Consider the following 13,636-nt stretch of genomic DNA (forward strand, 5'->3'; position numbering starts at 1 on the left):
GATTACCGGATTGGAAGCGCTCCGGGGGTGGTTGTGCGCAGCGGGGGGACCTCGTGCAGAGCCGGACGCCGCCCGTTCCGGACAGGCTCGGGGGTCAGGAGAATGCGGGCGGCGGCGTCGAGGTCGGGTGTGTCGGTGTGCTGGTTGCGGCGTACCCAGATGGCGTCGATGCCAGCGCGTCGGGCCCCGTCGGCGTCGGCCTGGGGGTTGTCGCCGATCATGACGAGCCGGTGTGCCGGGCCTGCGGCCGCTTGGACGAGACGGAATGCCTGGGGGTGGGGCTTCTCGTATCCACTGGCGGCGGAGTTGATGACCGCCCGGAACCGGGTGTCGACGCCGAGGGCTGACAGGAGGGCGGGGAGTTCGGGGACGTGGTTGGAGAGGAGTACGTGCTTCCAGCCATGCGCGGTGAGCTGGTCGAGGACGCGCAGAGTCTGCGGGTAGAGGCTCCACGCCGCGGGGTCGGTGTAGGCGGCGCGAGTCGCCGCCGCGGCGGTCTGCGGGCGGGGTATGCCGAGGCGGGTGAGGGCTTCGGCGACGACGGTGGTGATGTGGTCCCACCAGGCGTCGGGGTCGCTCAGGTGCGGATGGGGGTCCTCGGCCGTGTGCCAGGGGAAGCCGGTGGCGAGAGCTTCGAACATCTCGGGGAAGGCCCAGCGGTGGCCGGGCTGCTGGACGTCCAGGACCTCCAGGAGGCACTCGGCCCAGGTTCCGTACCGGCGGTGGCCGAGCGTTCCGTCAAAGTCCCATATCGCGATCTTGCCCCCAGTCACCACAGGTCCAGCGCGTCCAGGACGTGCGCGGCCTTGGGCAGCGGCGCGGCGGGATCCGCGGTGAGGAGGTTGTCGGGGAGTCCGGTCTTCGTGTCGAGTTTGATCATTTCGCGCCAGCGCAGGGCCCTCGGCCACTGTTCTGTCCAGGTCGGGCGCAGCTCGTCGGCCGGGATGTTCTCAAGCCGGCGTCCGTCGGTCAGGAGACGGGCGGCGGTCTTGACGCCGATGCCGCGGATGCCGGGGATGTTGTCGGCGGGGTCGCCCATCAGCGCGCGGAAGTCCGGCCACTGCTCGGCGCGGACTCCGTAGCGGGGGAGGATGTGCTCATCGGCGGTGTAGCGGCGCTCCATGGCGAGACCGGTGTTCAACAGGCGCACGCTGGGGTCGGCCAGGAGCTGGATGTAGTCCTTGTCGGTGGTCATGATGTCGACCGCGCGGCCGTCGGTGCGGGCGGCGGTCGCCAGGGTGGCGATGACGTCGTCCGCCTCGCAGCCGTCCTGCTCAATCCACCGGATGCCGCTGTGGTCGAGGGCGTCCTTGACCAGGGAGAGGGACTCGATCAGGCCGGGCTCCGGGGCGGACCGCTGGGCCTTGTAGTCGATGTCCTGTCCGGCGCGGGCCTGGGAGCCGTCCTCGGAGTCGAAGACCACGAAGATCTCGAAACCGTCGGCGTGCTGGGCCTGGGCTTTGCGCAGGAGCGCGGCGAAGCCGAAGATGCCGGTGCGGTCGATGGTCTTGTCGCTGCTGGTGATGCGGGAGGCGAAACCGAACCATGCGCGGTGGAGGAGGTAGTGGCCGTCGACGAGCAGCAGGGGTGCGGTCATGGCGTGGCCTCCAGGGGGTGATGCGTGCTGGTGGGTGCCTTTGACCGCGGCGTACGGGCATCCGTTGCCGGATGACCAAGGAGTGTAGCCACCGGGGTGGCGCGTGGCTGCCAGAACGTGGCCAGCAGCGTCGCGAGGTGTTCAGCCGAGTTGCGTTCCGCGAGGACCTTGCGGTGAGCTGCGGTACGCAGTCGGGCGCGTTCGTCGCTGGTCAGGGCGAGCGCCCGGCGCAGGCCGGCGGTCAGGGCGCCGGGGGCGGGGTCGTAGAGCAGGCCGTTGTGGCCGTCGGTGATCTGTTCGGGGAAGCCGTCGATGTTCGGGGCCAGGACGACGGCTCCGGCGTGCTGGGCCCACAGGGCGGTTTCGAAGACGACGTTGGCCAGGGTCTCGCCGCGGCTGGGTACGGCCATGGCGTAGGTGTCGGGCCAGGCGGCCAGCGCGCGGGGGATGTCGCGGTCGTAGCGGCCGATGATGGTGGCGCTGAGCCCGAGCTCGGCGCTGCGGTCGCGATAGGAGTCCAGGAGGGTGGCGCGTTCGTCGTCGGTCGGGACGGCGACCATCGCGAGGTGGACGTCGTCGCGCAGAGGGGCGAGTTGCTCGATGAGGCGGTCGAGGCCCTTGGTGTGGTCGGTGCGGCCGATCGCGGCGACGACCGGGCAGCCCGCAGGGATGCCGAGCCCGCGCACGATGCGTTCAGCTTCCGTTCTAGTCGGCGGGGTGAGGTCGGTGGCGGTGAGGTGGAGCCCGGACGGCCAGGCCCGGAGCTTGGCCGGATCGAGTCTGTACTGGTCCTGGAGGTGGCGGGTGAGGAAGTCGCCGATGTCCGCGACCCAGGCGCGGGAGTGGAGGTTGGCGGCGGCGATGGCCTCGTCCTCCCAGGCGATGCGGCCAGGGTCGGGGCGGGGGCGTTCGGTGATGCGGGCGGTGGAGAACAGGGCCAGCAGCACCTCCACTCCCGGGTGGGCGCCGGTGTGGTGGGCAAGACCTGCGAAGGGGGTGTCGACGGCGATGGCCAGCACCTTCTCGTGCCGGCCGGCCAGGTGTCCGGCGGCGCGGGCGGCTTCGCCGGACAGGCGTCGCCAGGTGTCCGGGTGCCAGGAGGGGCGGCGGGTGTCGTGGGACAGCGTGATCACCTCGCCGCCGAGCCCTTCGATGACGCGGCGGGCGTAGAGGAGGTCAGCCTCGTTGTAGCCCCAGGTGGCCGGGCCCGGCTCGGGGACAGCGAGGTAGGGCGTGAAGGCGCCCGCGTGCGCGCTCAGGCGGTGGTGGTGACGGGCGAGGGTGGCTAGGAAGGTCTTGGTCTGGCGGCCGATGCCGTTGGTGTTGTTTGCGATGCCGTTCACGGCGCAGTACAGCAGCGCCTTGGTCATAGGCACGGAGCGTCTCCTTGCGTGTCAGCCGGCGGCGTAGAGGTCTTCCGGGTTCGGGCGCCAGACCTTCGACTTAGCCGGTGCCGGCTTCATCCCGTGTGCGGTGAGCAGGCCGGTCAGGTGCCGGTAGGCGGTTTCCGCCTCGGGCGCGGTGGCGGCGAACAGGGTGTAGTTGTCCGTCATCCGCACGGCGGTCCACCCGGCCAGCTGCCGGTCGATGGGGGTCATCCGAAGGTTGGTCAGCATCGGGCTCAGGCCGCTGCCCGGCGCGAGCGGGTCAGGCAGCGCGGTCAGGATGCGGCGCAGAAGGGCGAGCACGCTCCCGTCGTGGACGAAGCGGGCGACGGAGGTGATCGCGTCCTCCAGGGCGAAGCCGCGGCTGGCGGCGGCGACGTCGATGTCGGCGACCCAGGTGAGGCCGGCGCTCAGGTGGCGCGCGGCGGCCGCGACCGCGAGGGGCCGTCCGGCCCGTCGGTGCCAGCCGAACATCCACGGCGGGTAGGCGTCCCGCTCCAGGACGGGCTCGACGGCGTTGCGCAGCGACCGGTGGACGATCCGGTCGGTGACCGTGGGGATAGTGATGGTGTGCCGTTTGCCCCAGGCGTCGAACTCCTCGGTGCGCAGCTGGCCGGGCTGCCAGGTTCCGTTGGCCAGCGCCGCGGACAGCGTCGTGATGCGGTCGGACATGCCCTGGCGGAAGGTCTTCCAGGTCATGCCGTCGGCACCGGGAGAGCCTGTGCGGCCCATACACTGGCGGGCGGCTCGCTTCAGCGCCCGCTCGCCGACGGCCTGCCGCATCAGCGAGTGCGCGGCCGTACGCCCGGTCACCTGATCATCCCGGTGGCGGCCAGGAACGTCTGGGCGACGGACGCCGGCGTGTGGGTGTCGACCTGGCGCGGTCCGTTGTGGGAGGCCGCGTGGTAGGCGGTCCGGTCGCCGAGCAGGCTCGTGAGAGCCGCCCACAAGACTTCGGGCCCGTCGTCCAGGGCGGTCATCCGCCCGGCCGGCCCAGTGAGGGCGGGCAGGTGCCCGAGCCCGTAGCCGACCACCGGCGTGCCCACGGACAGGGCCTCCGCGGCGACGTTCCCGAACGTCTCCGGGCTGGTCGAAGAGACGACCGTGGCGGCTGCTCCCGCGAGGAAACCCGGAACCTTCGGCCAGGGCAAGGCCGGGAGGATCTCGACGCCGGGGAGGTCAGCGGCCAGGGCCCGGCACTCGGTGACCACCTCGTTCTGCATGCCCGGCCAGTACTCGAATCCGGCCTCGGCCAGCACGATCTGCAGCGGCCTGCCCAGCCCGGCCGGGTACGCCTTCAAGAGCTCGGCGACACCCTTGTGCGGCTCGGCCCGGACTACGAGCCGGACCGGACCGCGCTTGCGCAGCGCTTCACGCTCGGCCGACGTCGGCGGCGTGACCGTGTGCATGAGGGCGTTGGGGACCACGGCCCAGCCGCTGGAGTCCACGCCCTCGCGAGCCAGTTCCTCGACCATGAAGTCGCTGACCGTCAGGACCCGGCCCGGTCGGTGTTCCAGGCTCCGATAGAGCGGGGCGTCGGTGCGGGGGACGTGCACCATCAGCGCGGTCGCCATCCCGGCCGGGGCCGGGCTGAGGTAGCCCAGCCCCCACACCGCGTCCACCCAGCACGCCAGATCCACCTCGTGTCCCGCCAGGAGCCGGCGGACCTCCTGCTCCACAGGTACGGGATCGGAGAGGAGTTCGGTGAGGTTATCCTCCAGCGCGGGGCGGGGCAGGGTCAGACTGTTCAGGCGGAGCAGGTCCTGACCGTCGTCGGGGGTGGCCGGTCCGGCGGCGATGATCAGGGCGCGGTGGCCGAGTTCGCGCAGGCCGACGGCGAGGGCGGCGATGCTGCGCTCGATCCCGGCCGGCTCGTCGGGGTTGTGGGTGAGCAGGACGAAGGCGATGTTCACTCGGTGGCTCCACTGATCGGCGGGGTGGGGGCGGTCTCACGGACGGGCCGCAGCCCGATGCCTGGCGAGGTGATGCCGGTCGGGACATCGTTGGCGTGGGCGCACTCGGCGTACTGGGCCAGGGAGTTGTAGGAGCCGCCCCGCAGCAGGGCGACGCGGTCGCGGCGCCACGGCGCCGTCGTCCACTCCCACACGTTGCCGCCCACGTCCCAGACGCCGTCCGGTGTGCGGCCTACCGTGTGGGCCCGGACCGGTGCGGGGCGGCCGGGACCAAGACCCCGCAGGTTGGCGTGCCCGTGTCCGGGGACCTGGTCGCCCCAGGGGAAGCGACGCACTCCGCCCGAGGCCATCCACTCCCATTCGGCGGACGTCGGGATCCTTGCCCCGAGCCGTTGTGCGAGCTGGGCGGCTTGAGGCAGCGTCAGGCCGGTGATCGGCATCCCGGCCACGGCGAGGGGCGTCGAGGCCCACCACAGCGTGGCCGCCTCCTGGGCGGGATGCCACTCCCCGGCGGGAACGGGCCCACCGGATATCCGTATCCACTCCACCGGATCGACGCCAGCCGCTACCGTGGAGGCGTCCCGGGCAGCAGGCACGTTCCCCGGAGGAAGAACCGGTCCGCTCACCAGCACACGCGGGCTTGCCTCCGGCGAAAGACGGCCCTGTCCGGGCGCTCGCCCGCTCACCGGGCCCCGGCGGCTGCGAGGAGCTGACTGCCGAGGGTACCGCCGTCGGCGAACGCGCCACTGAGGTTGTGGCTCAGGGTGCGGGCCTGGTCCTGGCGGACACCCCGCATGCTCATGCACAGGTGCGCGCCGTCGGCGACCACCCCGACGTCGGCCGATCCGGTCGCCTTGGCCACGTCCGCGGCGACGCCGTCGACGATCCGCTCCTGGAGCTGGAGACGATGCGCGTGGGCGGAGACGATCCGGGCGAACTTCGACAGGCCGATCACGCTGCCGCAGGGCCGGTACCCGATCGTCAACTCCAGCCTCATGGGCAGCAGATGATGCTCGCACAGGCTCCAGGCGACGATGCCTCGCACGATGACCACCCGGTCGCTGCCGGCGGCCAGTTCCTCCTCGAAGACGGTGTCCGTGCGGCCGGGGTCGTGGTCGAGGAATTCCGTCCACCAGCGGGCGACCCGCTCCGGGGTGCCCTGCAGCCCCTCGCGCTCGGGGTCCTCGCCCACCGCCTCAAGCAGCTGCCAGCAGAGGTCGGCGACCCGGGCGCCATCTACTCGCGGGCGCGGCAAGGGGTTGTCCAGGCTCGTCATGAGGCGCAGACCTTCGTCTCGGTCCGTGCACCGGCACGGAGAACGGAAAGGGCGTTCCGGCCCTCGTGCAGCAGCAGGTCCAAGGCACTCAGGCCCGGACTCCAGCCCGGCGCGCTGCCGTAGGGCCGATGGGAGTACGTGGCGACCTCGACCGTGATGGCGTGCTGGGCCAGCTGGCCGTGGTTGAGGTAGGCCAGCGCACCGGTCCCCACCCGCAGGCGCGTCGCGCCCCGCTCTCGGCAGAGGTCGATCAGCATGTCGGTCTGCCGTCCGGCTGGGGGCAGATCGCTGGTGCGGACCATCGGCAGGGGTAGCCCGAACGCGTCGAGCATCAGCCGCAACAGCTCCTCGTTCAGGGGCGCAAGGTGTGTCCACGGCGTGAGGTAGAGAGCTTCGAGAGCATCCCGGTGCTCGGCCCAGTGCGGGGCGCGCCCGTACGTCTGGGCGAGGCTGCGCCAGTGCCGCCCGGCCCAGGCGCCGTCGGCGATCCGGGTGTCGATGATGCTCTGGCCGAAGTGGCGTCGCACCGGCACGGTGAGCCTGACCGGACCCGCGGTGCCGCGGATGTAGTTGCGGTTCTGCCAGCCTCGTTCGGTGAACTGCACGTGGTCCAGCAGTACCAGTTCGTCCGCGTCGGCCAGCCGTGAGAAGTAGCCGGGCCAGGGCAGGTAGGCCGGCTGGTGTGCGACCAATACGTTGCCCATCAGCAGGCCATCCGGTAGGCCACGAACGCCTCCGCCCGCTCGGCGCCGCACGCCGCCCCGGTCGCGGAGTCGATCGCCCGGATCCGCTCCAGGGACCGCGGGTGGTCGCCGTCGCGCAGCTCGCGGGCGTAGCACTCCAGCGCCTTGTCCTTCACCGCTGCGGTGCTGGTGACGTCGACCCACACGGTGGGGCGCGGGAGCTGCGGGCTCCAGGCGTGGTCTTCGGGGCCGTGGAAGCCGAGGACCATCCGGGGCCAGTGGCGTAACGCTCCGCTGGGCCGCGCCGCCGCGTAGGCGGCCTGATGGACGACCTGGTGGTCCTGGTGGATGGCCCCCGCCGCCGGGATGAGGAGCGCGGCCGGTTCCAGCGCGGCCAGGGACAGGTCCGGGCCGGCCTCGATGAGGCGGACCAGTTCCGCAACGTGACCGGCGAGGTCGCCGGCCGGGTGGTCGTCGCTCCAGGCGATGTGCCGGCCGCTGACGCCGAGGACGTCACAGGCCGCGTTGAACTCCTTGTGCCGCAGGCGGCTGTCGGTGGGCGTTCCCCACCGGGGCTGGGTCAGGCACGCCACGGCAAGGACGTGTACAGCGATGCCGGCGGCGGTGAGGCGGGCGATGGAGCCCCCGGCACCGAGGGTCTCGTCGTCGGGGTGCGGGGCGACGGCCAGAACGCGGTCGCCGGGGTTCAGGCCGAGCATGGGCCTGCCTCCTCTTGATCCGTAGAAGGGGAACGGGCGTAGGGAGTGCCGGTCAGGCACGGGTCCGCGGCGCCCTGGTATGGCTTCGCAGACTGGTGAGCGGGGGAAGAGCTTCCAGACGGCCGGATTCCGGCTCGGGCTCCCACGGGAAGTGCACCCAGTCGGCGACGTCCCAGCCCCAGCTGTCGAGCGGGTAGGCGGAGCCCTCGTTGCGGCAGAGCACGGCCGTACGGACACCGGCCGGGCTCACTGTGGTGGTGAGCATGTCCAAGACGGTGTGCAGGGTCGCTCCCGAGCCGCAGATGTCGTCGACGACCAGCAGCGGGGATGCGGCGGGCAGTGTGGCGAGCGCATCCTCGTTGTGCTCGTGGTCGAGGAAGATCCGGCCGGTGGCGGCCTGCTGGATGCCCTCGGGCGCGTTGTGGCGGGCCCGGACGACGACGGCCGGGACACCGAGCTGCTCGGCGACGATCTCGGCGAGGCGGACACCTCCGCGGGCGATTCCGAGAACGGCTGCCGGTGCGCGCTCGGCTTCCTGGTCCGCGATCAGGCATGCTGCAGCGAGGAAGTCGTCGCGGGTGAGCTGCCAGACGCGGCGGTTCTCGAAGACACGGGTGGTCACGGCCAGCTCCAGGAGTCGAGGACGGCGTGGATGTCGGCGTGGCGGTCCATCGGGTCGGTGATCAGGTGTGTCCTCGTCACCGGGACCGGGCCCAGCACCTGGGCGTACGGGGGTTCCATCAGCAGCAGGGCCTCGGAGGCGGGGAACCGGGCCAGATGGCGGCGCAGGATCTGGGGCGCCGTCCCGGCCAGGACGCGCGCCGTCTCCTCGGTCATGGGTTGCTCGTACGTGGTGACGGGCGCGTCGGCGGTGACCAGCCCGTACAGGGCCGACAGCACCAGGACGCGGCTGCGCAGCCCGCTGCGCTCGGTGACCCTGTCGCGGATGAGCGGGACGACCCACCCCTCGTACAGGTCGAGCGCGGGCAGGGGAGCGGCGGTCACACGCTTCTCCTTGCAGCACGCCACGACCACCAGCCCGTCGGGAACGGCGTGCTCAGCGGCCACGTTCGTCACCCCACATCAGCACGTGCAGGCGGGTCCCGAGCCGGTAGCCCCGCTCGCGTACCGCGCCTTCCAGGGTGCGCATCCCCGCGAGGATCACCTCCGGGTCCGTTCCCTCCGGCATCACCGAGATGTCGGTCAGGGCGTAGGCCGCCTCCAACACGGCAATCTCGGCCACCTCGGAGGGCTCGGAGACAACGAACTTGAAGCGGGCCCGGCCGGTGGCGACGAAGGCCCGCAGAACGCCGGGGACGAGCCGTCGCGACTCCGGCATGCCCGCTCCGAACCGGGACAGCTTCGGGGACACGTTGAAGTACGGCCCGGCCGCCACCAAGGCATCGGCCGGGGCGATGGTTCCGTTGGTCTCGATCTCCACCGTCCGGCCGGCCGACCGCAGCCCTTTGACCAGCTCGGTCAGGCCAGCCATCTGGATCAGCGGCTCGCCGCCGGTGATGACCATGAGGTCCTCGGGCTGGTCCAGAGCCCACGCCAGCAGCTCCTCGACGCTCTCGTAGTGGGCCTCTTTGCGCAGGTCGTACCGAGTGGTGTCCCAGCTGTAGGGGGTGTCGCACGGCGAGCAGATGAGATTGCACAGGGCGAGACGGATGAAGCATGCGGGCACCCCGGTGCTGGGCCCCTCGCCCTGGACCGTGCTGCCGAACTTCTCCGAGACCCGGATCCGTAACCCGGCGTGCTCCAGCGTGCTCACGCCGTGCCTCCCACGTACTCGGCCCAGCTGGTCTCCGTCTCCGAGACCCGCACACACGTGCCACCCCAGCCGGTGCCTCCCATGGCCCGGTCCGCCAGCCACTGCGAGAAGTGCCGGGCGAGGTTCTCCGAGGTCGGGTTCAACCCGGGAATCACCTCGTTCAGGACCTTGGCGTGCACGGCGTTGCGCAGGTGATTGCGCAGCAGCACGGGCACGTCCCCGAGCCGGGGGACGGCGGAGACGGGCACGCTGAGCATGTAGGAGTGGCCGTGCAGACGCCCGCACGGATGACCGTCGCGCAGTCCGCGCAGCTGGTGCGATGCCTCGAAGGCGACGAACGCGGACGACGGGGGAGCCTGCAGCCTCCCGGTCCGGACACGGACCTCTTCCAGCACGGACGCGATGTCGGGCGGTAGGTTCTCGCGCGCCCACCCGAGGACGCGGCTGGCGATCCCCTCGTTGGAGACGTCCTTCACGCAGTCGTTGAGGATCTGGTGGTCCAGAGCCCCGTCGATGTACCGCTTGAGGGGGGCCAGGTCGCCGAAGTCGGCGACGAAACCTTCCGGGCTGAGCACCGGGGAGGACAGCACGGCTTCCGCGGTGAACGAGTGCCCGTCGTAGCCTCCGTCGTCGAGCCGTCGCGTGGCCTCGAAGCGGAAGCTCTTCCCGATCCGGAAGAGAGGCAGGGTGCCGCTCATCGGACGGCGCCCTTCGGCGCCGGCATGTAGAGGGTGGGGTCGGCCACCCCGGCCTCGTTGAACGCCTCTCGGCGCTCCACGCAGGTCCCACAGGCGCCGCAGTGCATCTCGCCGCCCTCGTAGCACGACCAGGTCAGCTCGAACGGCACACCCAGGCGGGCGCCCTCGCGCACGATGTCGGCCTTGGTGAGTTCCAGGAAGGGGGCGACGAGCTGGAAGTCGGCGTCGATGTGCCCGTCGTTCCCGGCCTTCATGGATGCCTCGATGAGGGTGAAGAACTCCGGCCGGCAGTCCGGGTAGATCGCGTGGTCCCCGGAGTGCGCGCCGAACGCCACGGCGTCCGCCCCTGCCGCGACCGCGGCGCCGGCCGCGATCTCCAGCATGATCGCGTTTCGGTTCGGGACGACCGTGCTGCGCATGGTCTCGGCGCGGTAGTGGCCGTGCGGCACCTTGATGGCGGGGTCGGTCAGGGCGGATTCGCCCAGGATCCGGCCCAGCGACGTCAGGTCGACGATGTCGTGGGACACGCCGAGCTGATCGGCCAGGTTCGCCGCGTGGGCCAGTTCCTTGACATGGCGCTGCCCGTAGTTGAACGAGAGCAGGCTCACGGTGACGCCCTCGTCGCGGAGCTTGTAGGCAGTGACGGCGCTGTCCAGGCCGCCGGAGAAGATGAGTACCGCGTGACGCGGTACGGAAGTTCGAGGCATGAGCGTGCCCTTCCGAGGTCCCCCGAACCGTGTCCGGGGCAGTGGATTTTGCGGACCTGGGGTCTGCCGGCGGGGAGGAATCCGCCAGCGATGCGAGCGGGGTCGGACTACGTCCGCCACCGCCTGGTAACAGTCAGCCCGAAGGGGGCAGGATGAGGCATCGGTGAGCCGCGCTCACTCACGCAGTCCGCGAACTCACCTACAGGGGGCTCCACATGCCAGGCCAGGGGGAACCGTCGTTTGCAGCCGAGCTGACCCACTTTCGTGAGGTTCGGGGCCTGTCCAAGGCCGATCTGGCCCGCCGCTTGACTATCTCGCCGTCGTACGTGAGCCATCTGGAGTCCAGGCGGGAACGCGGCTCCTCTGATCTCGCCCGGCGCCTCGACAAGGAACTCGACGCGGGCGGAAAAATCTGGAAGGCATGGCAAGACGACGACGGCGGCACTCAGCCCACTCTGGAGGCAGCCGAGACCACGCCGTCCGCCGGCATCCTCGTCCTGGAAGACACCGCGGCCTTGCGTTACAACGGCTCCGTCTATCACCTGACGATGCACCGCCGGCTGCGCAACACGGGCACGGAGCCGATCACCCGCTACCTCGTCCGCATCGCCGTCGACCGCTACCCGGGCGAACCAGAACGCTCCAACGCCCTGTACCGGGCCCATCCCCTGACCTGGGAAGAACTCCAGCTGGAAGCGCACTGCGGCGACGAACAGATGGGGCGCGTGGTCAAGCACGACCGCGACGCCTTCAAAGAGGTCTGGCTCGAGTTCGCAAACGCGCGCACCCGCTTCCCCCTCTACCCAGGCCAGGAAGCCGGGATCACCTACAGCTATTCGGTCACCGCTGACAAATGGGGCCCCTGGTTCCAACGAGCCGTCCGGCTGCCCACCCGTGAGCTCACCGTCAGCTTGTCCTTCCCCACTGCACTGCAGCCGACCGTCTGGGGCACCGAGACCTCCCTCAGTGCCAACTTCGCGCCGCTGCGCACACCACCCACCCAAGCCGTCGACGCAGACCACACGGTCTACACCTGGACGACCCTCGACCCGCCCCTCCACGCCCGGTACCGGATGGAATGGCGACTGAAGACCGCACACCCTCAAGAGAGCGAGCCCGTGAACACCCCCACCCCCAGCGCCCTCATGGCCGCCGCCGGCATCGTCCAGGAAGGCGACATCCTCCTCCAGACCGTGGCTCGACCCTTCGACCTCCCCGCCGAGGCTGACGAGGCACGCCACGTCGTACGTCAACTCGACGCCGCGATCTCTCGCGTCAAGGAACTCCATGACTTCGGCAAGGGCATGGGCATCGCCGCCCCGCAGATCGGCATCGACCGCGCCGCCGCCGTCATCGTCCCACCCGGCGACGGATCCGCCCCGATCGTGTTGCTCAACCCCACCATCGCGGAGTCCTCGGCAGAGACCGACCGGCAGTACGAAGGATGCCTGTCGTTCTTCGACGTACGGGGCCTCGTCCCCCGGCCGCTCCACATCGTCATCGCCCACACGGACATCGACGGAACCCCTCGGCTCACCCGGTTCGACCACGGACTGGCGCGTCTGGTCCTGCACGAGGTGGACCACCTCGACGGCCAGCTCTACCGCTCCCGCATGGAGGAAGGCGTCCAACCGATCCCTGTTGAGGAGTACCGCGGAACCGGGCAGAACTGGACCTATTGAGAGCGTTCTTCGGCAGGCTCCAGGAAGCACCTGCCAGCTCAGCTCTGCAGGTCGGGGAGTCACGGAAGCCTCCGGCCGTCGGTTGTCGGCATGTCCGCGAGGTAGCGGGGGGCGGCGGGGTAGGCGTTGCGTGCACCGTCCTGCCACACCGTCGCGATACGGGCAGCGCTCGGCCTGCTCAGCCACTCCCGGGCTTCCGCGGGAAGCAGCACCGTGTCCGGGAGGCCCGCGGATCCTGTGTGGTTCACGAGACGGCCTTCGCGAGGGCCACCGGGACGTAGTGGCCCGGACCGTAGGCTCCGCGTTCGTCGAAGCGGAGGGTTCCCTCGGACGTGAGGAACCGGAGCGCGCGCTGTACGTGGTGCGGGAGCAGTCCGAACTCTTCGCCCAGCAGCCCAGTAGGCAGAGCCTGCCCCGGCTGGTAGTGGCCGGCGCGGATCCGGTCGCGGACGGCACCGTGAAGGGCGCGGTCGCGGGGGTGCGGTTCCCGCGTACGGAGCCGGACCGGCAGGCTGCCGGTGTGCAGCGCGATCTCGCCCAAGCCGTCCAGCCGCAGCAGCCCCTGGTGCACGTGCTTCTCTGGCAGCCCCAAGTCCAGCGCCAGCTGCTTGATGCTCGGAAGGGCGGCGCCCGGTGGGTACGCGGTGGTGATGTGCTGGTGCACGATGACGCAGGCCCGGTCCAGGACCCGCATGCTCTCAGGCCTCGTCGCAGCGGAGGCGTCGGCGGTCATGCCGAGGCCGCCGGATATGTGGCAGGGGCAGGCCCTGTGGACCACTGCCCGGCCCGCCCCGCCGGCACGGGGGAGTACGCGGACGCACGCGCTGCGGCCCGTGCCGAAGTCACGCCGGACGAAGCCTGCTCCAGGGCCTCGTCCGCGACCTCCTCCGTCATCCAGGCCAGTCGGCGCAGGAGGCCGATGTCCTGGGTGTCGAGGCGCAGCCGGTCGCGGACCTCGCGCAGGAGGACGCATGCCCGCGACCGTGTCTCCTCGGTGAGCCCGGTTTGGATGTGGCGGGAGGCGCGGTCCGTCAGTGAGCCGAGGTCCACAGCCAGGCTGGCGGTCAGCGGGCGGACGTCGGGCGACTCCACGGCGTCGTCGAGGACGCGGTTGAGGACATTCCAGAGGCCGCTGTCTTCGCTGGTGATGTCCTCGTGCCGGGAGATCGCGAGGGCGCGCAGAAGACGCCAGGTCACCGGCT

18 protein-coding genes are annotated in these 13,636 nt (G+C 70.9%); 1 reads left to right on the forward strand and 17 read right to left on the reverse strand.

The annotated features are described in order from the left end of the window. Positions 1 to 2: 2 nt before the first annotated feature. The 14 genes from ACWGIU_RS00385 to queC all read right to left on the reverse strand — a co-directional run bounded on the left by ACWGIU_RS00385 (position 3) and on the right by queC (position 10,752). A complete protein-coding gene (locus ACWGIU_RS00385) occupies positions 3 to 773 on the reverse strand; it encodes an HAD family hydrolase (RefSeq protein ID WP_453701472.1) in 771 nt (256 codons plus the stop codon). Then, a complete protein-coding gene (locus ACWGIU_RS00390) occupies positions 770 to 1,597 on the reverse strand; it encodes a 5'-3' exonuclease (RefSeq protein WP_453701473.1) in 828 nt (275 codons plus the stop codon). The genes ACWGIU_RS00385 and ACWGIU_RS00390 overlap by 4 nt, the downstream gene beginning before the upstream one ends. Beyond that, the gene (locus tag ACWGIU_RS00395) at positions 1,594 to 2,967 is read right to left on the reverse strand and encodes a glycosyltransferase family 4 protein (RefSeq protein WP_453701506.1); all 1,374 of its coding nucleotides are present in this window, start codon (positions 2,965 to 2,967) and stop codon (positions 1,594 to 1,596) included. The genes ACWGIU_RS00390 and ACWGIU_RS00395 overlap by 4 nt, the downstream gene beginning before the upstream one ends. A 24-nt stretch (positions 2,968 to 2,991) precedes the next feature. Then, entirely contained in the window at positions 2,992 to 3,795 is an 804-nt protein-coding gene (locus ACWGIU_RS00400; RefSeq protein ID WP_453701474.1) for a reverse transcriptase domain-containing protein, read from the reverse strand. Continuing rightward, positions 3,792 to 4,895, reverse strand: a complete 1,104-nt coding sequence (locus ACWGIU_RS00405) for a glycosyltransferase family 4 protein (RefSeq protein WP_453701475.1) — start codon at positions 4,893 to 4,895, stop codon at positions 3,792 to 3,794. The genes ACWGIU_RS00400 and ACWGIU_RS00405 overlap by 4 nt, the downstream gene beginning before the upstream one ends. Further along, entirely contained in the window at positions 4,892 to 5,443 is a 552-nt protein-coding gene (locus ACWGIU_RS00410; RefSeq protein ID WP_453701476.1) for a formylglycine-generating enzyme family protein, read from the reverse strand. Before ACWGIU_RS00410 ends, ACWGIU_RS00405 begins: the two co-directional genes overlap by 4 nt. A gap of 134 nt (positions 5,444 to 5,577) precedes the next feature. Then, positions 5,578 to 6,171: a GTP cyclohydrolase I gene (gene folE / locus ACWGIU_RS00415; RefSeq protein WP_453701477.1), complete on the reverse strand. Its 594-nt coding sequence runs from the start codon at positions 6,169 to 6,171 to the stop codon at positions 5,578 to 5,580. After that, positions 6,168 to 6,875, reverse strand: coding sequence for a WbqC family protein (locus ACWGIU_RS00420; protein ID WP_453701478.1), 708 nt, complete (start codon positions 6,873 to 6,875; stop codon positions 6,168 to 6,170). The genes folE and ACWGIU_RS00420 overlap by 4 nt, the downstream gene beginning before the upstream one ends. Next, on the reverse strand, positions 6,875 to 7,573 hold the full coding sequence (locus ACWGIU_RS00425) for a PIG-L deacetylase family protein (protein ID WP_453701479.1): 699 nt from the start codon (positions 7,571 to 7,573) through the stop codon (positions 6,875 to 6,877). Before ACWGIU_RS00425 ends, ACWGIU_RS00420 begins: the two co-directional genes overlap by 1 nt. A gap of 52 nt (positions 7,574 to 7,625) precedes the next feature. Further along, positions 7,626 to 8,195: a phosphoribosyltransferase gene (locus tag ACWGIU_RS00430; protein ID WP_453701480.1), complete on the reverse strand. Its 570-nt coding sequence runs from the start codon at positions 8,193 to 8,195 to the stop codon at positions 7,626 to 7,628. Continuing rightward, the gene (locus ACWGIU_RS00435) at positions 8,192 to 8,641 is read right to left on the reverse strand and encodes a DUF6884 domain-containing protein (protein ID WP_453701481.1); all 450 of its coding nucleotides are present in this window, start codon (positions 8,639 to 8,641) and stop codon (positions 8,192 to 8,194) included. Before ACWGIU_RS00435 ends, ACWGIU_RS00430 begins: the two co-directional genes overlap by 4 nt. Further along, positions 8,631 to 9,347 (reverse strand): 7-carboxy-7-deazaguanine synthase QueE, encoded by a 717-nt coding sequence (locus ACWGIU_RS00440; RefSeq protein ID WP_453701482.1) that lies wholly within the window; start codon positions 9,345 to 9,347, stop codon positions 8,631 to 8,633. The genes ACWGIU_RS00435 and ACWGIU_RS00440 overlap by 11 nt, the downstream gene beginning before the upstream one ends. After that, positions 9,344 to 10,045, reverse strand: a complete 702-nt coding sequence (locus tag ACWGIU_RS00445) for a 6-carboxytetrahydropterin synthase (protein WP_453701483.1) — start codon at positions 10,043 to 10,045, stop codon at positions 9,344 to 9,346. The genes ACWGIU_RS00440 and ACWGIU_RS00445 overlap by 4 nt, the downstream gene beginning before the upstream one ends. After that, on the reverse strand, positions 10,042 to 10,752 hold the full coding sequence (gene queC / locus ACWGIU_RS00450) for a 7-cyano-7-deazaguanine synthase QueC (RefSeq protein WP_453701484.1): 711 nt from the start codon (positions 10,750 to 10,752) through the stop codon (positions 10,042 to 10,044). Before queC ends, ACWGIU_RS00445 begins: the two co-directional genes overlap by 4 nt. A gap of 215 nt (positions 10,753 to 10,967) precedes the next feature. Here queC and ACWGIU_RS00455 point away from each other — a divergent pair, with 215 nt between their 5' ends. Beyond that, the gene (locus ACWGIU_RS00455) at positions 10,968 to 12,434 is read left to right on the forward strand and encodes a peptide deformylase (protein ID WP_453701485.1); all 1,467 of its coding nucleotides are present in this window, start codon (positions 10,968 to 10,970) and stop codon (positions 12,432 to 12,434) included. Positions 12,435 to 12,493: 59 nt separating this feature from the next. Here the strand turns inward: ACWGIU_RS00455 and ACWGIU_RS00460 are convergent, their stop codons facing one another. The 3 genes from ACWGIU_RS00460 to ACWGIU_RS00470 are packed head-to-tail and all read right to left on the reverse strand — an operon-like array spanning position 12,494 to position 13,631. After that, entirely contained in the window at positions 12,494 to 12,682 is a 189-nt protein-coding gene (locus ACWGIU_RS00460; protein ID WP_453701486.1) for a hypothetical protein, read from the reverse strand. After that, entirely contained in the window at positions 12,679 to 13,128 is a 450-nt protein-coding gene (locus ACWGIU_RS00465) for a GntR family transcriptional regulator (RefSeq protein ID WP_453701487.1), read from the reverse strand. Before ACWGIU_RS00465 ends, ACWGIU_RS00460 begins: the two co-directional genes overlap by 4 nt. 35 nt (positions 13,129 to 13,163) lie before the next feature. Continuing rightward, entirely contained in the window at positions 13,164 to 13,631 is a 468-nt protein-coding gene (locus ACWGIU_RS00470) for a hypothetical protein (protein ID WP_453701488.1), read from the reverse strand. Between the last annotated feature and the right edge of the window lie 5 nt (positions 13,632 to 13,636).

This window comes from Streptomyces sp. NPDC054840, assembly GCF_053611065.1.